Here is a 22567-nt window from a genome sequence, read left to right as displayed (position 1 = left end):
GTTGGCACGTATCGACCGAGGCATTTTTCCACTGCCGTGGGATGCAATGATGAGCAACCAGATTCCGGTACACGACGTCACGCCACCGAGCAAAAACGCGAACAACAGCGTTGATCTTTACGCCTCACGAGAAAAAATCTACACCCGCGCTTTCACTGGCCTGTTCCGCAATTTGCGGATGATGGGCGGCGCTGCATTGTTCCTGCTGTATTTCGGCACGGTCTGGCTGAACTGGGGCGGCCATCAGGCCGTGTGGTGGAACCTGCCGGAGCGCAAATTCTTTATCTTCGGCGCCACGTTCTGGCCTCAAGACTTCATTCTGCTCTCGGGCCTGTTGATCATTGCCGCGTTCGGCCTGTTCTTCATCACGGTTTACGCCGGGCGCGTCTGGTGCGGCTACACCTGCCCGCAAAGCGTGTGGACGTGGATTTTCATGTGGTGCGAAAAGGTCACCGAGGGCGACCGCAACCAGCGCATCAAGCTCGACAAGGCGCCGATGAGCGGCAACAAATTCCTGCGCAAAGCCGCCAAGCACGCGTTGTGGCTGTTGATCGGTTTCGTCACCGGCATGACTTTCGTCGGTTACTTCTCGCCGATCCGTGAACTGGTTTTCGAGTTCTTCACCGGCCAGGCCGATGGCTGGTCGTATTTCTGGGTCGGTTTTTTCACCCTCGCCACCTACGGCAACGCCGGCTGGTTGCGCGAGCAGGTGTGTATCTACATGTGCCCGTATGCGCGCTTTCAAAGCGTGATGTTCGACAAGGACACGCTGATTGTTTCCTACGATCCGCGTCGCGGCGAAAGCCGTGGTCCGCGCAAGAAAGGCATCGACTACAAGGCGCAAGGCCTGGGCGATTGCATCGATTGCACGATGTGCGTGCAGGTCTGCCCGACCGGCATCGACATCCGCGACGGCCTGCAGATCGAATGCATCGGCTGTGCCGCGTGCATCGATGCCTGCGACAGCATCATGGACAAAATGGACTACCCGCGCGGGTTGATCAGCTATACCACCGAACACAACCTCTCCGGGCAGAAAACCCATAAACTGCGGCCACGCCTGATCGGCTATGCCGTGGTGTTGCTGGCGATGATCAGCCTCTTGGTCACTGCGTTCGTCATGCGTTCGCTGGTCGGTTTCGACGTCAGCAAGGACCGCGTGCTCTACCGCGAAAACGCCGAAGGCCGGATAGAAAACGTCTACAGCCTGAAGATCATGAACAAGGACCAGCGCGACCACACCTATGTGCTCGAAGCCTCCGGGCTGCCGGACCTGCGCCTGCAAGGCAAACGCGAGATCAAAGTCGCGGCCGGCGATATTTTCAGCATGCCGGTCGAGTTGTCGAGCGCACCGGAACAATTGCCATCAAGCACCAACGAGGTGAAATTCACCCTCAAGGATGCCGATGACGACAGCGTCCACGTTGAAGCCAAGAGCCGATTCATCGGCCCACAAATCCGTTAAGAGAACTGAACATGCCCGCAGCAAACGCCGCAAGTCCCTGGTACAAGCATCTTTGGCCATGGATCATCATCGGGATTCTGGCCTGTTCGGTGACCCTGACCCTGTCGATGGTGACCATCGCGGTGAACAACCCGGATAACCTGGTCAACGACAACTATTACGAGGCTGGCAAAGGCATCAACCGTTCCCTGGACCGTGAGCTGCTGGCGCAGAACCTGAAGATGCGCGCGGCTGTGCATCTGGATGACGTCACCGGTGAAGTCGATTTGCGCTTGAGCGGTGACAGCCAGCCGAAAACTCTGGAGCTGAATCTGATCTCGCCGACCCAGCCAGAGAAGGACCGCAAGATCGTTCTGACTCGCAGCGAAAGCGAAACCGGCCGTTATATCGGTCAGTTGGGCGACAAGGTTGAAGGCCGTCGTTTTGTCGAACTGCTCGGCAGTCAGGATGACCATGTGTGGCGCATGTTCGAAGAAGAACTGGTCAGCCATGACAAGGATTTGCTGCTCGGTGATGAACCGCTGCAAGGCGCGGAAGATCTGAAGAAGTAAGCCAGACTCTGATCGTTCCCACGCTCTGCGTGGGAACGCAGCCAGGGACGCTCCGCGTCCCAGCCGAAGCGGACGCGGAGCGTCCGGGGAGGCATTCCCACGCGGAGCGTGGGAACGATCATCGGAACGCGTGCCATGACCACCCCACTCCCCTGCTACCACTGCGCCCTGCCCGTCCCGTCCGGCAGCCGCTTCACCGCTGTCGTGCTCGGGGAGTCCCGCGAGTTCTGCTGCCCGGGCTGTCAGGCCGTGGCCGAAGCCATCGTCGCCGGTGGCCTCGAAAGCTACTATCAACACCGCAGCGAAGCCTCGGCCAACCCCGAAGCGCTGCCGGTGCAATTGACCGACGAACTGGCGCTGTATGATCGCGCCGACGTCCAGCAACCGTTCGTTCGGCACGAAGGCGATCTGGCCGAAACCACCCTGTTGATGGAAGGCATCAGTTGCGCGGCTTGCGGCTGGCTGATCGAAAAACACCTGCGCACGCTGCCCGCCGTAGCCGAAGCGCGACTGAATTTGTCCAACCATCGCTTGCACGTGAGCTGGGCCGACGGGCAATTGCCGCTGAGCCAGATTCTCGCCGAACTGCGCCACATCGGGTACGCCGCCCACCCGTATCAGGCCGACCGCGCCAGCGAACAACTGGCCAGCGAAAACCGCCTCGCTTTGCGCCAGCTCGGCGTGGCCGGGCTGCTGTGGTTTCAGGCAATGATGGCAACCATGGCCACCTGGCCGGAATTCAATATCGACCTGAGCCCCGAACTGCACACGATCCTGCGTTGGGTCGCGCTGTTCCTGACCACGCCGATCGTGTTCTACAGCTGCGCGCCGTTCTTCAAAGGCGCGATGCGCGATTTGCGTACGCGACACTTGACCATGGATGTCTCGGTCTCGCTGGCCATCGGCAGCGCCTACATTGCCGGAATCTGGACCTCGATCACCGGCGTCGGCGAGTTGTATTTCGATGCGGTGGGCATGTTTGCGTTGTTCCTGCTCGCCGGACGCTATCTGGAACGCCGCGCCCGGGAACGCACCGCCGCCGCGACCGCGCAGCTGGTAAACCTGTTGCCGGCATCGTGCCTGCGCCTCGACGACACAGGCCAGAGCGAACGCATCCTGCTCAGCGAATTGCGCTTGGGCGACAGGATTCTCGTGCAACCCGGCTCGGTGTTACCGGCAGACGGCAAGATCATCGACGGCCAATCGAGCATCGATGAGTCGTTGCTGACCGGTGAATACCTGCCGCAACCGCGCACGCTCGGGGATGCAGTCACTGCCGGTACGCTGAACGTCGAAGGCGCGCTGACCGTTGAAGTGCAGGCGCTGGGACACGACACGCGATTGTCGGCCATCGTACGTCTGCTCGACCGCGCTCAGGCAGAAAAACCGCGCCTGGCCGAAATCGCCGACCGCGCCGCGCAATGGTTTTTGCTGTTATCGCTCATCGCTGCGGCCGCCATCGGCCTGTTGTGGTGGCAACTGGATTCATCGCGGGCGTTCTGGATCGTCCTCGCCATGCTGGTCGCGACCTGCCCCTGCGCGTTGTCGCTGGCAACGCCGACGGCCCTGACCGCCGCCACCGGCACGCTGCACAAACTCGGTTTGCTGCTGACCCGTGGTCATGTGCTCGAAGGCCTCAATCAAATCGATACGGTGATCTTCGACAAGACCGGCACCCTTACCGAGGGCCGTTTGGTGCTGCGCTCGATTCGCCCCCTCGGCGTGCTCGACAGCGAACAATGCCTGAGCCTCGCCGCCGCGTTGGAAAACCGTTCGGAACATCCGATTGCCCGCGCGTTTGGCCGCGCACCGCTGGCCGCGGAAGACGTCCACAGCACGCCGGGGCTTGGCCTCGAAGGGCTGATTGGCGAACAGCGTTTGCGCATTGGCCAGGCGGAATTTGTCTGCGCCCTCAGCGGCGCCACTGTGCCGACGATGCCGAACGAGGCGGGCCAATGGTTACTGCTCGGCGACAGTCAGGGGCCACTGGCGTGGTTCGTTCTCGATGATCGCCTGCGCGACGACGCCCCCGCCCTGCTCGCCGCGTGCAGGGCGCGCGGTTGGCGCACATTGCTGTTGTCCGGCGACAGCTCGCCGATGGTCGCCAGCGTCGCCGCCGAACTGGGCATTGACGAGGCCCGTGGCGGCTTGCGCCCCGACGACAAACTGCAAGTGCTGCAGCAGCTACACAAGGAAGGTCGCAAAGTGCTGATGCTCGGTGATGGGGTCAACGATGTGCCGGTGCTCGCGGCGGCCGACATCAGTGTCGCCATGGGTTCGGCCACCGATCTGGCGAAAACCAGTGCCGACGCCGTGCTGCTGTCCAATCGCCTCGACGCTTTGGTGCAAGCCTTCACACTGGCGCGGCGCACCCGCCGGGTAATCATCGAGAACCTGCTGTGGGCGGCGCTGTACAATGGCCTCATGTTGCCGTTCGCCGCCCTCGGCTGGATCACCCCGATATGGGCCGCCGTCGGCATGTCGATCAGTTCGTTGACCGTGGTGTTGAACGCCCTGCGCCTGACTCGCCTGCCGAGTACGCCGAAGGCCAGCGCCTCGTCAGAAACCCGTCCGCTGCCGGCCTGAGCCGCGCGGACGCCTGGAGTACCGATGCCAGCTCTCTACGTGATGATCCCGGCCGCCCTGCTGATTGTGGCCATCGCCGTGTATATCTTTTTCTGGGCGGTGGACAGCGGTCAGTACGACGACCTCGACGGCCCGGCGCACAGCATCCTGTTCGACGATCAGGACCCGAACCACACCGCGGCGGTGGATGAAGCCAACGCCAACAAGCCGGACGACAAGGCGCCACCCCATGCTTGAACTGGCGCCCCTGCTGGTCTCGGCACTGATTCTCGGCCTGCTCGGCGGCGGCCATTGCCTCGGGATGTGCGGCGGCTTGATGGGCGCGCTGACCCTGGCGATTCCAAAGGAACAACGCAGCCGGCGTTTTCGTTTATTGCTGGCGTATAACCTCGGACGGATTCTCAGTTATGCCACGGCGGGATTGCTGATCGGGCTGGCGGGCTGGGCCGTGGCGAACAGTCCGGCGGCGCTGTTCATGCGCGTGTTGGCCGGTTTTTTGTTGATTGCCATGGGCTTGTACCTGGCCGGGTGGTGGAGCGGACTGACCCGCATCGAAAGCCTTGGACGCGGTCTTTGGCGCTACATTCAGCCAGTGGCCAATCGCTTGTTACCGGTGTCGAGTGTGCCCCGTGCGCTATTGCTCGGTGCGTTATGGGGCTGGCTGCCGTGTGGACTGGTTTACAGCACGTTGTTGTGGTCAGCGAGTCAGGGCAATGCGCTGGACAGTGCGTTGTTGATGCTCGCCTTTGGCCTCGGCACTTGGCCGGTATTGCTCGCGACGGGCCTTGCCGCAGAACGCGTCACTGCGCTGTTGCGCAAACGCAGCGTGCGCATGGCCGGCGGGTTGCTGGTGATTCTCTTCGGCATCTGGACCCTGCCCGGCCCGCATCAGCATTGGCTCATGGGCCATTAAGATCAAAAGATCGCAGCCTTCGGCAGCTCCTACCTTTGGAATGCGTTTCCCTGTAGGAGCTGCCGAAGGCTGCGATCTTTTGATCTTATGCTGTTGATGCAAATCAAGTGCCCCATCGCCGCACCCCGATAGACTCGCCACACTGCCAGCCTATCCGGGGGAATGCCCGCATGCTCGACGCCATTCGTTGGGACTCTGATCTGCTCCGCCGTTACGATCTGGCGGGGCCGCGCTACACCTCCTATCCGACCGCTGTGCAATTTCACAGTCAGGTCGGCACCTTCGACCTGTTCCACGCCCTGCGCGACAGCCGCAAGGCCCTGCGCCCGTTGTCGCTGTACGTGCATGTGCCGTTCTGCGCGAATATTTGTTACTACTGCGCCTGCAACAAAGTCATCACCAAGGATCGCGGTCGCGCCCTGCCGTATCTGCAACGGCTGGAGCAGGAAATCCAGCTGATCGCCTGTCACCTCGACCCGGCGCAGAAAGTCGAGCAACTGCACTTCGGCGGCGGCACGCCGACCTTTCTCAGCCACGACGAACTGCGTCAGTTGATGGCGCACCTGCGCAAGCATTTCAATTTGCTCGACGACGACTCCGGCGATTACGGCATCGAAATCGATCCGCGCGAAGCCGATTGGTCGACCATGGGTTTGCTGCGCGAGTTGGGCTTCAATCGGGTCAGCATCGGCCTGCAGGACCTTGATCCGACGGTGCAGCGAGCGGTCAATCGCCTGCAAAGTCTGGAAGAGACCCGTGCGGTGATCGATGCGGCGCGCACCCTGCAATTTCGCTCGATCAACATCGACTTGATCTACGGTTTGCCCAAGCAAACCCCAGACAACTTCGCCCGCACCGTCGAAGAAGTGATCAGCCTGCAACCGGACCGCCTCTCGGTATTCAATTACGCGCACCTGCCAGAGCGCTTCATGCCGCAACGGCGGATCAATGCCAACGAATTGCCAAGCCCGGCGCAGAAGCTGGAAATGCTCGAGCGCACCATTGAACAACTGACCGCTGCCGGCTACCGCTACATCGGCATGGATCACTTCGCCCTGCCCGACGACGAACTGGCGGTCGCTCAGGAGGAAGAAACCCTGCAGCGCAACTTCCAGGGTTACACCACCCACGGCCATTGCGACCTGATTGGCCTGGGCGTGTCGGCGATCAGCCAGATCGGTGATCTGTACTGCCAGAACAGCAGCGACCTCAGCCAATACCAGAACACTCTCGCCGCCGCGCAACTGGCGACCAGCCGTGGCCTGGTGTGCAACGCCGACGACCGTCTGCGCCGAGCGGTGATCCAGCAACTGATCTGCAATTTCAGTCTGGAATTCGCAGACATCGAGCAGCAGTTCAACATCGACTTTCAGGGTTATTTCGGCGCGCTGTGGCCGCAACTGCAAGGCATGGCCGACGATGGCCTGATTGAGCTGGATCGTGAACGGATCGTGGTGTTGCCGGCCGGACGGCTGCTGGTGCGCTCGGTGTGCATGGTGTTTGACGCTTACCTTGAGCAGCAGAACCGCCAGCGTTTCTCGCGGGTGATCTAGTTTTTCATCAGCAGCGAACCGACTTTGAGGTTCTGATCCGCCGTCAGGCCCGACTGCCCGACCACTTTGGACAAGGCCAGATTGGCGGTGATCAGCCCGCTGTTCAACGCGGCGATGGCGCCGCGCAGTGCCGCGAGTTTGTTGATCTTTTCTTCGTTGGAAAGGCGTTTGTCGGCCATGACCGCTTCGATGAGCGCTTTTTTCTCGGCGATCTGCTTCTGCAGTTTGCGGATCATCTTCAGCAATTGCTGGATGTTCTCCGGCAGCCCGCTGTCGTCGATGTCGCTGTTTTCGCCACCGACACTCGCGGCTTTATCAATCGAGGCACCGGACAGCGACACTTTGACGCCCTCGACCAAGGTCGGGGTTGCCTCTTCGGTCAAGCCTGCTTCGCGTGCAGTGCCAGAAGAAGTTTTCAACGTTTCCGGCATCGCCGCAACGTCGCTGTTACCGGGGCCCAGCGTGCCAATGGCGGTCATCGAAGCCTTCCTTGTATGCGTTCTGATACCTGTTTATCGGCGGCTTGCCGTGCGGCTTGATGGCTGTAGGGCAAAGTCGCCTCAGACTGGCCTGAATGTCCTCCCGTGGGTTACCCTTACGGCTTATGTGTGTTTTCCCACAAGGATTAAAGAAATGTCCGAGCCAGTTAAACTGCGCGCTCACAACCAGGCCCATTGCAAGGATTGCAGCCTGGCCCCTCTCTGCCTGCCACTTTCTCTGAATCTGGAAGACATGGATGCGCTGGACGAAATCGTTAAACGCGGCCGCCCGTTGAAAAAGGGCGAGTTCCTGTTCCGTCAGGGCGACACGTTCGATTCCGTTTATGCAGTACGCTCCGGCGCCCTGAAGACCTTCAGCCTGAGCGACAGTGGCGAGGAACAACTGACTGGCTTTCACCTGCCGAGCGAACTGGTCGGCCTGTCCGGCATGGACACCGAGAAACATCCGGTGTCGGCCCAAGCGCTGGAAACCACCTCGGTCTGCGAAATCCCCTTCGAACGCCTCGACGAACTGGCCCTGCAACTGCCGCAACTGCGCCGCCAGCTGATGCGCGTGATGAGCCGCGAAATCCGCGATGACCAGCAAATGATGCTGCTGTTGTCGAAGAAGACCGCCGACGAGCGCATCGCTACGTTTCTGGTCAACCTGTCCGCGCGCTTCCGCGCTCGCGGCTTTTCGGCCAATCAATTCCGCCTTGCAATGTCGCGTAACGAAATCGGCAACTACCTCGGTCTGGCGGTGGAAACCGTGTCCCGCGTGTTCACCCGCTTCCAGCAAAACCAGCTGATCGCCGCCGAGGGCAAGGAGATTCACATCCTCGACCCGATCCAGCTCTGCGCGCTGGCCGGTGGCTCGATCGAAGGCTGATCTCGATCCGCGGTTGAGCGAAGCGTTTCAGCCGCGGGTATACTGCGCCGTTTGCAGCCCTGCCAGGACACCTCGACGATGGTCTTCGACTCCTTCGACATCAAATCCCTTATCCGCCCCGTGATCGACTTCCCGAAACCGGGCGTGATCTTTCGCGACATCACCCCACTGTTTCAGTCGCCAACGGCCCTGCGCCTGGTGATGGACAGCTTCGCCCACCGCTATGTCGAAGCCGACTTCACCCACATCGGTGCGATGGATGCCCGTGGCTTCCTGATCGGTTCGGTACTGGCCTATCAGCTGAACAAGCCGCTGGTGCTGTTCCGCAAGCAAGGCAAACTGCCGGCGGACGTGCTGGCCGAGGGGTACGCCACCGAGTACGGCGAAGCGTTCCTGGAAGTACACGCCGATAGCCTGTGTGAAGGCGATTCGGTGGTGATGTTCGATGATTTGATCGCCACCGGCGGCACGCTGATCGCAGCGGCCAACCTGATTCGCCGCATGGGCGCGCGGGTGCATGAGGCGGCGGCGATCATTGATCTGCCGGAGCTGCAAGGCTCGCAGCGTCTTGAGGACATGGGCATTCCTACGTTCTGCCTGACGCAGTTTGCCCTGACTGATAAGTAAGCGGCGACTGCCAGATAGCTTTCGCGAGCAGGCTCGCTCCCACATTTGGAATGCATTCTCCTGTGGGAGCGAGCCTGCTCGCGAAGGGGTCGGCAGCCTCACTGCAAAACCTAAAGCCCCATCTGCTTGCTGATGATCTCGTTCATCACCTCTCGCGTCCCGCCGCCAATCGACAAGATGCGGTTATCCCGATACAGCCGCTCCACCAGACTTTCGCGCATGTAACCGAGCCCGCCGAGAATCTGCACCGCTTCGTTGGTGATCCGGTCCGAGGTGTCCGTGGCAAAGTTCTTCGCCATGGAAATTTCCTTGATCACACTCTGCCCCGCCGCCATTTTCGCCGCTTGCCGATAAGTGAATTCCCGCGACACCTCCAGCGCCGTGGCCATCTCTGCCAGCCGATGCTTGATCACCTGAAACTTGCCGATTGGTTTACCGAACGCTTCACGCTCGCGCGCCCATTTCAGGCTTTCCTCCAGCGCCAACTGGGAAGTCATGTTGGCCATCAACGCCAGCGCCAGCCGTTCACTCTGGAAATTGCCCATGATGCAGGCGAAGCCCATGTTCTCGGCGCCGATCAGATTTCCTACAGGCACGCGGCAGTCGTCGAAGAACAATTCCGCCGTGTCCGACGCCCACCAGCCCATTTTCTTCAGCTGACGGCCGACGGTGAAACCGGGCGTGCCCTTCTCGATCAACAACAGGCTGATGCCGCCGAAACCCGGCGCACCGGTGCGCACCGCAACGGTGTAGAAATCGGCGCGCCCGCCACTGGTGATAAAGGTTTTGCTGCCGCTGACCCGATAGACGTCGCCGTCACGTACGGCGCGGGTTTGCAGGTTGGCAACATCGGAGCCGCCGCCGGGCTCGGTGACCGCCAATGCACTGATCTTTTCGCCGCTGAGCACTTGCGGGACAACGCGATCGCGCACCTCGGACCGCGCCCATTTGACGATCGGCGGCAGGCCGATATCCAGCGAGCCGAGCCCTGCGACAAGCCCGCCTGAGCCGCTGCGCATGAGTTCCTCACTGGCGGCGACCTTGGCGAACAGATCGCCTTCATGGCTGCCACCGAGCGCCTCGGGGTAACCGATACCGAGTATTCCGGCGGCGCCAGCCCTCAGGTACAGCTCACGGGGGAAGCTTTCGGCTTCTTCCCACTGATCGATGTCCGGCAGGATCTCGCGTTCGACGAAGCGTCTGACGCTGTCACGGACCATTTGATGGCTGGGGGCGAAGTATTCCTGAAAGGCAGGCATGGGCGAGCTCCACGGAAGGGTTCGCCGAACTTAACCGAGCGCTTGCTTGGTTTTCAACAAGATTGTGTGAGTCAGACAGACCGAGGCGCGCCATTCGCGAGCAGGCTCGCTCCCACATTGGTTTTTGTGTCGTTCACAAATCCCCTGTGGGAGCGAGCCTGCTCGCGAAGGCGTGAAATCAAGCACCACAGAATTTACAGGGAAATCGGTTTCCGCCCGGCAAACGAATGCGCCAGCGTGCCGCCATCGACCAGTTCCAGCTCACCCCCCAACGGCACGCCGTGAGCAATGCGCGAGGCAATCAGGCCTTTGTTGTTCAGCAATTGCGCGATGTAATGCGCCGTCGCCTCGCCTTCCACCGTCGGATTGGTGGCGAGGATGACTTCGGCAAACGTGCCCGCCTCTTCAATCCGCGTCATCAACTGCGGAATGCCGATGGCCTCAGGCCCCAAGCCATCGAGCGGCGACAAATGTCCCTTGAGGACAAAATAACGACCGCGGAAACCGGTCTGCTCGACCGCGTACACGTCCATCGGCCCTTCCACCACGCACAGCAACGTGTCGTCGCGGCGGGTGTCGGCGCATTGCGGGCACAAATCGTCTTCGGTCAGCGTGCGGCACTGGCGGCAGTGGCCAACCCCTTCCATGGCCTGGCTGAGGGCCTGGGCCAGACGCAAGCCGCCGCTGCGGTCACGTTCGAGCAACTGCAACGCCATGCGCTGGGCGGTTTTCTGACCGACGCCCGGCAAAGTACGCAAAGCATCGATCAGTTGGCGAATCAAAGGGCTGAAGCTCATGGATAAACAGTCCGACTAAACAACGAGACGCGGTTTATACCCGCGCCTCTGGCCAGCGTCAAATACTCAGTCCTGCGCAACCCGAACCACCAGTTTGCCGAAGTTACGCCCCTCCAGCAGACCGATAAACGCTTCGGGCGCCTGCTCCAGGCCGTCGACCACGTCTTCGCGGAATTTCACCTTGCCATCGCGCACCCACGGCACCATGTGGCTGATGAATTCCGGCTGACGGTCACCGTAATCGTCGAACACGATGAAGCCTTGGATGCGCACGCGTTTGGTCAGCAGCGTGCGTTGCAGCATCGGCAGACGATCCGGGCCTTCAGGAGCCTCAGAGGCGTTGTAACCGGCGATCAGGCCGCACAACGGAATCCGCGCCTTGGGATTGAGCAGCGGCACCACGGCGTCAAACACATGGCCACCGACGTTTTCGTAATAGACGTCGATGCCATCGGGACAGGCCTTGGCCAGTTGCTCGGCGAAATCAGGTGCCTTGTGATCGATGCAGGCGTCAAAACCCAGCTCTTCGACCACGTACTTGCACTTCTCGGCACCGCCGGCCACACCGACCGCGCGCAGGCCTTTGATCTTCGCCACTTGCCCGACCACCGAACCGACCGCACCGGAAGCAGCGGCGACCACGAGTGTCTCGCCTTCTTTCGGCTGGCCAATATCCATCAGGCCCATGTAAGCGGTCATGCCCGGCATGCCCAGCACACCCAAGGCCATCGACGGGCTCGGCAGCCCGGACGGGATCGGAATGATGTTGCGGCCGTCGCTGATGCTGTGGCTCTGCCAACCGGTAGCACCGACTACCAGATCGCCCTTATGGAATTTTGGATGACGCGAATCTTCGACTCGGCTGACAGCGCCGCCGGTCATCACTTCGCCGATTTGCACCGGCGCGGCGTAGGAAGGTGCGTCGCTCATGCGTCCGCGCATGTAGGGATCGAGGGACAGGTACAGGGTTTTCAACAGCACCTCGCCGTCTTGCAGATCAGGCAGGGCTTCGCGTTCGAGGCGGAAGTTTTCCGGGGTCGGCGCGCCCACCGGGCGTGAAGCGAGAACGAAGCGTTGGTTGAGCGTGAGAGGGTCGGACATGTCAGCGTCTCCTGTGAAGTGTGAATTCAGCGAGTATAGGGAGCAGACCGTTGTGGCTAGGGTGTGTTCGATGTTTCTTCAGGTAGCCGGGGTTGATCGTTCCCATGCTCCGCGTGGGAATGCCTCAACGGACGCTCCGCTTCGGCTCTGTACTTGGGACGCGGAGCGTCCCGGGCTGCGTTCCCACGCAGAGCGTGGGAACGATCAGCCAGAAACAAAAATGCCAGGCGCAATGCCTGGCATTTTGTGTAGCTCATCTGTCGCCGGATGGCGAATCAGAATGGCAGTTTCATACCCGCTGGCAGGTTCATGCCGGCGGTCATGCTGCCCATTTTTTCCTGGCTGTTGGCTTCGATCTTGCGCACGGCGTCGTTGACGGCGGCAGCAACAACGGCTTCAAGCATTTCCTTGTCGTCTTCGCTCAGACCTTCGACCAGGCTTGGGTCGATGCTCACGCTTTTGACGTCGTGACGACCGGTCATCACCACGGTGACCATGTCGCCGCCGGCCTTACCGGTGACTTCAGCGTTGGCCAGTTCTTCCTGCATCTTGGCCATTTTTTCCTGCATCTGCTGCGCCTGCTTCATCAGGCCGGCCATGCCACCTTTCATCATGGGAATCACCTCAAAAGTACTTGGATCAAAACAGCGCCCGGCCAATGCAGCCGAACGCCTTCAGTTATTAGCCCTGAGTGACCAGAGCCTCGACAGGTTCAATAGTATCGTGTCGCACCACCGCGCCGAACTGCTGAACCATCTGCTGGATGAACGGATCGCCGTGAATCGACTCCTCCGCCTCGCGCTGACGGTTGGCACGGCGACGGGACGCAGCCTGGGCCGGGGTTTCCTGCTCGGGCTTGATCAGCTCGATAGTCAGCGTCAGCGTACGACCGTGAAACTGGTTCAGCGCATCGTTGAGACGCCGCTGTTGCGTGGCGTTGAACAGTGCGCTGTGCGCCGGGTCGAGGTGCATCAGCCAGTGGTCGCCATCCACAGCGATCAACGTGCAGTTGGCGGCGATGCTGCCGGTCATGCCGGAAATCGGCAGTTGCGGGAACAGCTCCAGCCATTGCAACGCCAGACCGGTGGCCGGCGCGGCTGCAGGTTCTGGCTCGGGCTCCGGCGCAGGTTCGGCGGCGTGTTCGCTGGCCAGTTCGTCGAGGTAGCTGTAGGCCGAATCCATGTCCGGCTCGATGTAATCCTCGTCCAGCGGCGGCTCGTCGTCCAGGTCCATGCCCGGTGTCGCGGCATCGACCTCGGCGACCGAAGGCTCGGGAATCGGCGCGGCGGCCCACTCAGGCGCCTCCGGGACGACGCTGTCCGGAGTCGGCAGCGGCATCGGCGGCAAGTCGGGTTGCTCGGCGGTGGTTTCCAGCACCGGCTCGACGGCGGGTTGCTGGGCCGGTTCAGGCTCGGACTCGGCTTCGGGCGCAGTCTCTACCGGATCATTCCAAGGCAGATCGACCACTTCTTCAGCGATGACCGGCGCTGGCTCAGGCTCTGGCGCAGCAACAGTAGCCACCGGCGCAGGCTCGGGAGCCGGCGCAGGTGCAGCCACTGGCGCTGGCGCCGGCGCAACAGCCGCAGCGACTACCGGCGCAGGTTTAGGCGCGGCAGCCACTGAGTTTGCGGAATCAACTGTGGCCTGGCTGATCCCCACTGGCTTTAGCGGTTGCCTCGGCGCGTCCGCGGTATCGGCGGGCCTGAAGGCGAGCATCCGCAGCAGGACCATTTCGAAACCGCCACGAGGATCCGGCGCCAGCGGCAAATCGCGGCGACCGATCAGGCCCATCTGGTAGTAAAACTGCACGTCTTCGGCCGGCAAGGCCTGCGCCAAAGCCAACACGCGATCGCGGTCGCCGTGGCCGTTGTCGACGCCTTCCGGCAGCGCCTGGGCGATGGCCACGCGGTGCAGCACGTTAAGGATTTCCGAGAGCACGCCGTTCCAGTCCGGGCCCTGCTCGGCCAGGTGACGCACGGCTTCGAGCAACGCCTTGGCATCGCCTTCGATCAGCGAATGCAGGACGTCATAGACCTGACCATGATCCAGCGTGCCAAGCATCGCGCGCACGTCGGTGGCGAGCACCTTGCCTTCACCGAAGGCGATGGCCTGATCGGTCAGGCTCATGGCGTCACGCATCGAACCGTCAGCGGCGCGACCGAGCAGCCACAGTGCATCGTCTTCGAACGGCACGTTCTCGGCGGTCAGCACGTGGGTCAAATGCTCGACCACGCGTTCCGGCGTCATGTTCTTCAGGGAGAACTGCAGGCAGCGCGACAAAATCGTTGCCGGAAGTTTCTGCGGATCGGTGGTTGCCAGGATGAATTTGACGTACGGCGGCGGCTCTTCGAGGGTTTTCAGCAGCGCATTGAAGGAATGGCTGGACAGCATGTGCACTTCGTCGATCAGATAGACCTTGAAGCGCCCACGGCTCGGGGCGTACTGGACGTTGTCGAGCAGTTCGCGGGTGTCTTCGACCTTGGTGCGGCTCGCGGCGTCGATCTCGATCAGATCGACGAAACGGCCCTCGTCGATTTCCCGGCACACCGAGCATTCGCCGCACGGGCTGGAAGTGATACCTGTCTCACAGTTCAGGCATTTGGCGATGATCCGCGCAATGGTGGTCTTACCGACCCCGCGCGTACCGGTGAACAGGTACGCATGGTGCAGCCGTTGGCTGTCCAAGGCATTGATCAGAGCCTTGAGCACATGGGTCTGGCCGACCATTTCGCGGAACGAGCGCGGACGCCATTTACGTGCAAGAACCTGATAACTCATCGAAAACCGTCGCAGCGAAGGAAGCAGAAGCGGCTAATGCTAGCGGAGCAAGGGCAAAATTGCATCCGGTGTCCTCGTCTAATGTGGCTAAGCTGCATGAGCAGAGGCTTTTATCGGCTCAGGACAGGGAATTACCGGAGCGTTTATGCGTTGGGCCTTGGGGGCACTGCTGGGAATCAGCCTGAGCGTAACGGCAGCGGAAACCCCGTTGCGCTTTGCCATGCCCGACAGTTGGGCGATGCCGATGGTGCAATACGAACGCGGCCGCCCGACCCAAGGCATTCTTTACGACATCATGCTCAGCCTGGCCACCCAGGTCGGCGTTCCGGCGCAATTTCATGTGCTGCCGCGCACCCGTGTGCAGAGCGCCATGGAGCACGGCGAGATCGACGTGCGCTGCTATGCGGCGCAGTCGTGGCTGCCAAACCAGTCCGGGGATTACATCTGGAGCCTGCCGCTGCTGTTTCAACGCGATCTGTTGGTCAGCCGCCAAGGCCCGCCCACCAGCGTTGACGCGAAAACCCTGCCACGCCAATCGATCGGCACCGTGCTCGGCTACACCTACCCCACCCTGCAGCCCTTGTTCGATAGTGGCCAACTGCAGCGCGAAGATGCGCGCAATCAGGAACAGGTTCTGGAAAAACTCCTGGCCGGGCGCTACCGCTATGCGGTGAGCAACCAGTGGACGCTGGACTGGCTCAATCAACGCCTGCCGCCCGAGCAGAAGTTGCAAGGCGTCGCGGTGCTGCAGGAGCAGCAGGTCGGCTGCTATGTCAGAAACGACCCGAACGTACCGGTGCAGCGGATATTGCGCACCTTGCTGCGGATGAAAATGTCGGGGGAGATTGATGACATTATCCGTTTGTATACCGGTAGCGCAGAGGACAAACCTTGATTCCCTGTGAGAGCGCGTTCAATACCCGTGCGACTCGCGGAATTTCGGCTCACGGCTGTCGTGATACTCGATCCACTCGACGACGTCGTAAGGCAGATAAAGCTGTTGCCGCGCACGGGAAATGGCGATGTACACGGCACAGATCCGCTGATCGAATTCGTAGGCATCCTTGAATTTCTCATTGCTGAGCAACGCCCCCGTCAGCAGGACGCGATTGAACTCCATCCCCCCCGCCTGCTCGGCCATCATCATCATACAGGCCTTGCCCGGCTCGCCGACCCGGCCGTTCAAGCGAGTCAAATCAGCCATTCTGAAGCCTTTTCCCAATTCGGCTTCGACCCACACAAAGGCCTCATCGAACTGGTTGGCCTCACGCACCTGCTGCCAATCCACGAGATCGCTGAAATACGGATGCCGGCCTTTTTCGCTGAACTCGGCATCGTAGAATTGTGGATTGAACAGCTCGATAGCGGTGGTCATGAAGTGCTTGAGACCGGCCTGCATGTCCTTGTCGGGAAAGCTGAACGCGCAGTTGGCGTCGTGCAGATGGATGGCCCACATCATCGTGTCCCAAGGCGATGCAGTGAGAATCACGCAGCCCTCGGGCGGCACGAAACCTTGCGGATAGTGCTCGATGTCGACGTCCGCGTTGCGCGCGCCCTCGAACGGCACCTTGCTCTTGTGCGAGTGCCGCGAGATCAGCGGATTAACCAGCCGCTCGACATTGCGCCCCGAGCGCACGGAATAACTGATGTCGCTTTGCCGAACCTCACGCTTGCGCTGCATCGCTTCGCCGCTGGCCTGCTGATACTCATCGCCCAAGGTAATCAGCACCTGCCGTCCGCGCTCGATGATTTGCAGCAGCGACGCCGGCACATCCTGACTCTCGTCGATGATCACATGGGTATAGCGCGCCGGCACCCGGCAGCCCGACAGACTGGCGCGCTTGATCATCAGCAAGGTTTCAAACCCGGTCTGGCTGGCCCACACCGGATTCGTCTCAAGGTAAATCCACAGGCGACTTGAATACTCGAGCAAGACCTGAGTGTCGGCAGGCGACAAGGGTTGCTGGAAAAAAGGCAGGTGCCGCGCCGACAAGCTGTGATCCCGTGAGCCACAGTACAGCGCAAGCACACGCAGACAGACGTCCAGCGTGCCCTGGCCATCGTGGCGGCGGAAGCCGAAGATATTCAGCTCCTGCGCGAGCGCTTGCTTGCTCGGCATCCGCGCAGGTGTTCTGGCCACCGGAGGCCGTGGGCCATACAACTGAGTTCGCGCGAAATGGCGGAAGGTCTGGGCGACGTCCTTGTCCTGCGCTTGCTTGAGGTGCTTGCGCAAGGTTTCCAGCTTGGCCGGCGTGCGGGCCAGGATCAACGTCCGGTCACTTCGCAGGCACTCCACCAGCGCCCCCAGCAGATGGCTTTTGCCGATGCCCGCATAGCCTTGCACATGCAGGTCTTCGTCCAGATTGGCGCGGAAGGTTCTCAGCATTTTGTCCTGCGCATCGCTCAGCCAACGCTCGCGGTGGCGCGGCGTGACCATTTGCTGGATGAACGGATTGTTCTGCTGTTTGTGGCGAATCTTGTAATCCACGTCCCATTTGCCATCGGCCAACAGGAAACCCTGCTCCGCGACTTCGTCAGCCATGAGAAAACGCAGGTTCAGGCCCTTGATCGCATTGAGCCCGAAATACAACTTGCGCGGATCGAACAGGCGCTGCGCCTCTGAGAGCAAACCGGCGGTGGATCCCGTGCCCCGGGCATCGACGGCCCAATCCATCAACTTGGCGAGCGTCTTCTCGGCGGTGCTGGCCGTGAGGTCTTTTTCGCTGGCCTGGGCCAGGTTCTGAATGACGAGGATCGCCGCCAACTCTGGCTCCGTCAGACTGACCAGTGTTTTTTCGCCATCCGCCTGCAACAGCGCCGTGCAGGCATCATGGGTGACCGGCAGGAACACAGGGGTGGATAAATCAAAATGTTCCGGCTGCATACAACCTCACGCCTGGGCAGGGACACATCACCAGGTCAATCCTGGTCATACGCTTCGTTCGTTTCGCGGTTTTGCGCCGCAGGCCTGGCGCCCGCCCCCGCAGAGAATTGGCCAGCGAGGCGCGCGACTTCATTCAGAGCAGGTTTATCGGTACGCTCATCGTTGATGCGCAGCGCGAAGTGGTAATCGCCCAGCGTCCCCGACATGCCGCCGGGATAGCTTCGATCCTGACCTGCGACCACAGGGTTGCCATCAATCTGCGCCTGCACTTCGTAGAGCGCCAGTTCCAGCAGCTTGCGCAGGTCTTCAGGACTGCCGGCAGTGGCCTGCAATTGCACATTGAATTGAGCGGCTATCGGGCTGGATGGTTGCGGTTCGGGCTCTGACTGAGGCGCGCCCTGCTTGAGCGACGCTGCCGCCGCCAGAATCTCCACGTGCTCGTCATCCATCGAGTCGAGCACCTTCGAGAGCTCCAGCGTTCGCTCGGGATGATCCTGCATCTGATCCTTGATCTCCAGACGGCGTAATTGCCATTCCCGGAGCCTTTCCCGGGTCAGATCGTCGAGTTCATCCACTTCCATTACCTCACGATGCCAGGCAAGGGAGTATGCCACTGTTCAACGGCGGCATCCGAGCGAGGCGCAGGACACGACGGGAAATTTCGCATCAGAAAATGACCAGCGCATTCACCGCGGATGATCCCTGAGGCCAAATTGCAGGCATAAAAAAACCGCAGTGGGCAAAACCCATGCAGTTCTGTTTACAGCGTTCGATGTTTCGTTAAGGTGGCGACCCCACCAGCCACACCCCGGCACACAATGTTCCCGCTGTGGCTGCTGCCTTCCGGCTCTGACCAGGTTCACGGGTAATCGTTGCGGGGGGACCGATGGGGTCACCATAACGACGCTTGCCTGTCGGCGAGCCGCGCCATTGTACCTATCTGAGATGAAGTTACAACCGTTGGTTGCAGATTAAAAATATGAAGCGCTTCAAGGACATAAAGATCGCAGCTTGTAGCCCCGCTTACAGAGCCAGCACCTCGTCTGCCTTGCCGCCCGCCTGCTGGATCACCAGATGAATGAAATGCAGCTTGGCAATCGCCGGTGCCGGCAGCACGAAAGGATAGAAATCCGGCTGGCCCATGCTGCGTGACAGTTCATTGAGCATGCCGGCCAGTTCGATCCACGCATTGACGAACGACAGAAACGCCTCGCCGCCGGGATGCTCAGGGTCGTACAGCGTGCTGGTCGGAAACGGCTGATAGTCGAAATCCATTTCCCGCGCGCTCATGCCGAAACCCAGCGCGGTATCCACAGCGTCCATCATGTGCAGGTAATGCGCCCAGGTTTCCGCCCAGTCTTCCCACGGGTGCATGGTTGCGTAGGCGCTGACGTAGTGCTGCGGCCAGTCGAGTGGCGCGCCTTGTTGATAGTGCCGGTCCAGCGCCTCGGCGTAACTGGCGCGCTCGTCGCCGAACAGGTTGCGGAATGAACCGAGCCACGGGCCGTTAGCGATCAGGCGATCCCAATAATAATGGCCGACTTCATGGCGAAAATGCCCGAGCAGCGTGCGATACGGTTCGTGCATCTGCGCCCTCACCTGCTCACGATGCGCGTCATCGGCTTCTTTGATGTCGAGGGTGATCAGGCCGTTGGCGTGGCCGGTCATCGGCGCATTGCCTTGGAGATCGACACCAATGAAGTCGAAGGCCAGACCGGTGTCTTCGTCCACCGTTTTCGGAATCACCGGCAAACCGAGGGTGATCAGTTGCGCCACCAGTCGGCGCTTGGCGATTTCGACTTTGCGCCAGCGTTCGGGGTTTTCCGGGTCGGACAGATCGGGAATGGTGCGGTTGAGGCTGCAAGCGATGCACAGGCTGTCGTGATCGTTGGCCGGCAGCAGCCAGTTGCACGCCGCTGCGGTATCAAGGTTGGCGCAGCGGCGGAACAACCCGGCCTCGGGATCAGCGTCGAGCGTCCAGGTGTTCTCGTACGGGCCCGGTTGCAACGACGTCAGACGGCTTTGTTCGGGTTGATAGCCAAGCAGTGCATTGCAAGCCAGACACTGACTGTTGCGAAAGAAAAGCGACTGGCCGCAGCGGCACGGCCAGACTTTGCTGTTGCGCGAGGATTCGGCCATGAACGGCGCGATGATGCGGGAACTCAGCTGCTCGAAAAAACGGTGCATGGCGATCTCTCCCTGGGGCTTGCAGAGACTAGATCATTCTGGCGCGATGATCGTTCCCACGCTCTGGGTGGGAACGATCAGTCAGGCGGAGATGCCGTGGGTTTTCAGGAAGGCGATGAAGGTTTCTTCGTCCATCACTTTCACGCCCAACTCATTGGCCTTGGTCAGCTTGGAGCCAGCACCCGGACCTGCGACCACGCAATGGGTCTTCGCCGACACGGAACCGGCAACCTTGGCACCGAGGCTTTCCAGATGCTCCTTGGCGACGTCACGGCTCATCAGCTCGACCTTGCCGGTCAGCACCCAGGTCTCGCCGGACAACGGCAAGCCTTCAACCACTTTCTTTTCGCTCTGCCAGTGCATGCCGAAATCACGCAGCTGTTTTTCGGATGCCTCAGCCAGTTGCCGATTCTCCGCGACCGCAAAAAACTCGCGCACCGAATTGGCCTGTTTCTCCGGCAAGGCCTGACGCATGTCCAGCCAGTCAGCGTTCATCACCGCTTCCAGCGAACCGAACTTGTCCGCCAGTTTCTGCGCGCCGCCCGGGCCGACCGAGGGAATGTGCAGCTTGTCGAGGAAACCACCGAGTGTGGTGCTGGCGGCAAACTCGGCGCCCAATTCGCCCTGATCCTGAATCTGCAAACCATGGCCGAGCAACTCGGTGATCACCTGCTGGTTGTGCGCGTCTTCAAAGAAGCTGTGAATCTCATGCGCCACTTCCAGACCGACATCCGGCAGGTAGGTCAGCACTTGCGGCAACGCCTGCTGCACGCGCTCCAGCGAACCCAGCGAGCGCGCCAGCACCTTGGCGGTCTCCTCACCGACGTCCGGAATGCCCAGCGCATAAATAAACCGCGCCAACCCCGGCTTCTTGCTGTCTTCAATGGCGGCGAGCAGCTTTTTGCTCGACACCTCGGCAAAACCTTCCAGATCGACAATGTCGTCGAACTTCAGCGCATACAGATCGGCTGGCGAACTGACCAGACCTTCATCGACCAATTGCTCGACGCTCTTGTCGCCGAGGCCTTCGATGTCCATCGCGCGGCGCGAGACGAAGTGAATGATCGCCTGCTTCAGCTGCGCACCACAGGCCAGACGCCCGACGCAGCGATACACCGCGCCTTCGCTGACGGTTTCCTTGCCTTTGCTGCGTTTGATCAGCTGCGTGCGCTCCACGTGCGAACCGCAGACCGGACAACTTTCGGGAATCTGCACCGCACGCGCGTTTTCCGGGCGACGCTCCAAAACGACTTGCACCACTTGCGGGATCACGTCACCGGCACGGCGGATGATCACGGTGTCGCCGATCATCAAGCCCAGACGCGCGACTTCATCCATGTTGTGCAGCGTCGCATTGGCCACGGTGACGCCGGCGACCTTGACCGGTTTCAGACGCGCCACTGGGGTGACGGCACCGGTTCGTCCGACCTGGAATTCCACGTCGAGCAGTTCAGTGAGTTCTTCCATCGCCGGGAATTTATGCGCGATGGCCCAGCGCGGCTCGCGAGCGCGAAAGCCCAGCTCACGCTGATCGGCAATGCTGTTGACCTTGAACACCACGCCGTCGATTTCATAGGTCAGGGCGTTTCGACGCGCGCCGATATCGCGATAGTAATCCAGGCATTCGTCGATGCCCTTGGCCAGCTTCAACTCGTGGCTGATCGGCATGCCCCACTTCTGCAACTGCTTGAGGTTGCCGATGTGCGTGTCGGAAATATCGTCGGAGACCTGACCGATGCCGTAGCAGCAGAACTCCAGCGGACGATTGGCGGTGATCTTCGAATCGAGCTGGCGCAAACTGCCGGCGGCGGCGTTGCGCGGGTTGGCGAAAGTCTTGCCGCCGATTTCCAGTTGCGAGGCGTTGAGACGCTCGAAACCGGCCTTGGACATGAACACTTCGCCGCGCACTTCCAGGGTCGCCGGCCAGCCTTCGCCGTGCAGCTTCAGCGGAATGTTGCGCACGGTGCGCACGTTGACGCTGATGTCTTCGCCGGTGGTGCCGTCGCCGCGTGTGGCGCCGCGCACCAATACGCCATTCTCATAAAGCAGGCTGACCGCCAGGCCATCGAGCTTTGGTTCGCAGCTGTATTCCACCGCCGCGCCGCCGCCGAACAGATCGCCAGCGGGGATATCCAGACCCTCGGTGACACGGCGATCGAACTCGCGCATGTCGGTTTCTTCGAAGGCATTGCCTAGGCTGAGCATCGGCACTTCGTGACGCACCTGAGTAAACGCCGTGAGCGCCACACTGCCGACACGCTGGGTCGGCGAGTCGCTGGTGATCAGTTCCGGGTTGGCCGCTTCCAACGCCTTGAGCTCGTGAAACAACCGGTCGTATTCGGCGTCCGGAATGCTCGGCTCGTCGAGAACGTGGTAACGGTAGTTGTGCTGATCGAGTTCAGCGCGCAGCTCTAGAATGCGGTTTTTGGCGGCGGTCATGGGTGTTCTCTCATAAAGCAAAAGAGCAGCCGAGGCTGCTCAATTTATATTGCTGATTG

Annotated in this window: 19 protein-coding genes and 1 other RNA gene; 9 read left to right on the top strand and 11 right to left on the bottom strand. The window is 61.0% G+C overall.

All coding sequences use genetic code 11. The features are described from left to right. Positions 1–49: 49 nt before the first annotated feature. The 6 genes from ccoG to hemN all read left to right on the top strand — a co-directional run bounded on the left by ccoG (position 50) and on the right by hemN (position 7068). Complete coding sequence (gene ccoG / locus ACQ4OE_RS21190; RefSeq protein ID WP_430947788.1) at positions 50–1465, top strand: cytochrome c oxidase accessory protein CcoG; 1416 nt, start codon at positions 50–52, stop codon at positions 1463–1465. Between the two features lie 11 nt (positions 1466–1476). Then, on the top strand, positions 1477–2016 hold the full coding sequence (locus ACQ4OE_RS21185) for a FixH family protein (protein ID WP_034152840.1): 540 nt from the start codon (positions 1477–1479) through the stop codon (positions 2014–2016). A gap of 135 nt (positions 2017–2151) precedes the next feature. Continuing rightward, the gene (locus ACQ4OE_RS21180) at positions 2152–4602 is read left to right on the top strand and encodes a heavy metal translocating P-type ATPase (RefSeq protein WP_430947787.1); all 2451 of its coding nucleotides are present in this window, start codon (positions 2152–2154) and stop codon (positions 4600–4602) included. A gap of 24 nt (positions 4603–4626) precedes the next feature. Continuing rightward, positions 4627–4839, top strand: a complete 213-nt coding sequence (ccoS, locus tag ACQ4OE_RS21175) for a cbb3-type cytochrome oxidase assembly protein CcoS (RefSeq protein WP_122592544.1) — start codon at positions 4627–4629, stop codon at positions 4837–4839. Next, positions 4832–5515, top strand: a complete 684-nt coding sequence (locus ACQ4OE_RS21170) for a sulfite exporter TauE/SafE family protein (RefSeq protein WP_430947786.1) — start codon at positions 4832–4834, stop codon at positions 5513–5515. The genes ccoS and ACQ4OE_RS21170 overlap by 8 nt, the downstream gene beginning before the upstream one ends. A gap of 170 nt (positions 5516–5685) precedes the next feature. Further along, positions 5686–7068 (top strand): oxygen-independent coproporphyrinogen III oxidase, encoded by a 1383-nt coding sequence (hemN, locus tag ACQ4OE_RS21165; protein WP_122592546.1) that lies wholly within the window; start codon positions 5686–5688, stop codon positions 7066–7068. Here the strand turns inward: hemN and ACQ4OE_RS21160 are convergent. Further along, positions 7065–7547, bottom strand: a complete 483-nt coding sequence (locus ACQ4OE_RS21160; protein ID WP_430947785.1) for a hypothetical protein — start codon at positions 7545–7547, stop codon at positions 7065–7067. The two genes, hemN and ACQ4OE_RS21160, sit on opposite strands and share 4 nt — an antisense overlap. A 154-nt stretch (positions 7548–7701) precedes the next feature. On the opposite strand from ACQ4OE_RS21160, the gene fnr reads away from it, so the two are divergent. Together fnr and ACQ4OE_RS21150 are read left to right on the top strand one after the other, a co-directional pair. Next, complete coding sequence (gene fnr, locus ACQ4OE_RS21155) at positions 7702–8436, top strand: fumarate/nitrate reduction transcriptional regulator Fnr (protein ID WP_122592548.1); 735 nt, start codon at positions 7702–7704, stop codon at positions 8434–8436. A 78-nt stretch (positions 8437–8514) separates the two neighbouring features. Beyond that, the gene (locus ACQ4OE_RS21150; protein ID WP_007918333.1) at positions 8515–9063 is read left to right on the top strand and encodes an adenine phosphoribosyltransferase; all 549 of its coding nucleotides are present in this window, start codon (positions 8515–8517) and stop codon (positions 9061–9063) included. A 110-nt stretch (positions 9064–9173) separates the two neighbouring features. On the opposite strand, the gene ACQ4OE_RS21145 is transcribed toward ACQ4OE_RS21150, so the two are convergent. The 5 genes from ACQ4OE_RS21145 to dnaX all read right to left on the bottom strand — a co-directional run bounded on the left by ACQ4OE_RS21145 (position 9174) and on the right by dnaX (position 14998). After that, complete coding sequence (locus ACQ4OE_RS21145) at positions 9174–10322, bottom strand: acyl-CoA dehydrogenase family protein (protein ID WP_430947784.1); 1149 nt, start codon at positions 10320–10322, stop codon at positions 9174–9176. A 194-nt stretch (positions 10323–10516) separates the two neighbouring features. Further along, entirely contained in the window at positions 10517–11119 is a 603-nt protein-coding gene (recR, locus tag ACQ4OE_RS21140) for a recombination mediator RecR (protein WP_122592551.1), read from the bottom strand. Between the two features lie 66 nt (positions 11120–11185). After that, the gene (locus tag ACQ4OE_RS21135; protein ID WP_122592552.1) at positions 11186–12220 is read right to left on the bottom strand and encodes an NADP-dependent oxidoreductase; all 1035 of its coding nucleotides are present in this window, start codon (positions 12218–12220) and stop codon (positions 11186–11188) included. 275 nt (positions 12221–12495) lie between these two features. Continuing rightward, positions 12496–12834: a YbaB/EbfC family nucleoid-associated protein gene (locus tag ACQ4OE_RS21130; RefSeq protein ID WP_003223337.1), complete on the bottom strand. Its 339-nt coding sequence runs from the start codon at positions 12832–12834 to the stop codon at positions 12496–12498. 67 nt (positions 12835–12901) lie between these two features. Then, positions 12902–14998, bottom strand: coding sequence for a DNA polymerase III subunit gamma/tau (dnaX, locus tag ACQ4OE_RS21125; protein WP_430947783.1), 2097 nt, complete (start codon positions 14996–14998; stop codon positions 12902–12904). A 145-nt stretch (positions 14999–15143) separates the two neighbouring features. Here dnaX and ACQ4OE_RS21120 point away from each other — a divergent pair, with 145 nt between their 5' ends. Next, complete coding sequence (locus ACQ4OE_RS21120) at positions 15144–15893, top strand: substrate-binding periplasmic protein (protein WP_430947782.1); 750 nt, start codon at positions 15144–15146, stop codon at positions 15891–15893. Positions 15894–15911: 18 nt separating this feature from the next. On the opposite strand, the gene ACQ4OE_RS21115 is transcribed toward ACQ4OE_RS21120, so the two are convergent. From ACQ4OE_RS21115 to ligA, 5 genes are all read right to left on the bottom strand, one after another. Then, a complete protein-coding gene (locus ACQ4OE_RS21115) occupies positions 15912–17882 on the bottom strand; it encodes a hypothetical protein (protein ID WP_430947781.1) in 1971 nt (656 codons plus the stop codon). 35 nt (positions 17883–17917) lie between these two features. Beyond that, positions 17918–18457 (bottom strand): hypothetical protein, encoded by a 540-nt coding sequence (locus ACQ4OE_RS21110; RefSeq protein WP_430947780.1) that lies wholly within the window; start codon positions 18455–18457, stop codon positions 17918–17920. 217 nt (positions 18458–18674) lie between these two features. Next, positions 18675–18771: signal recognition particle sRNA small type (ffs, locus tag ACQ4OE_RS21105), an RNA gene on the bottom strand. Between the two features lie 134 nt (positions 18772–18905). Continuing rightward, a complete protein-coding gene (locus ACQ4OE_RS21100) occupies positions 18906–20069 on the bottom strand; it encodes a zinc-binding metallopeptidase family protein (RefSeq protein WP_430947779.1) in 1164 nt (387 codons plus the stop codon). 81 nt (positions 20070–20150) lie between these two features. Further along, positions 20151–22508: an NAD-dependent DNA ligase LigA gene (gene ligA / locus ACQ4OE_RS21095; protein WP_430947778.1), complete on the bottom strand. Its 2358-nt coding sequence runs from the start codon at positions 22506–22508 to the stop codon at positions 20151–20153. Between the last annotated feature and the right edge of the window lie 59 nt (positions 22509–22567).

This window comes from Pseudomonas sp. WC2 (genome assembly GCF_050586545.1).
Taxonomy (GTDB): Bacteria; Pseudomonadota; Gammaproteobacteria; order Pseudomonadales; family Pseudomonadaceae; genus Aquipseudomonas.
Note: the sequence above shows the minus strand (reverse complement) of the source record. Positions and strands in the feature narration are given on the sequence as shown.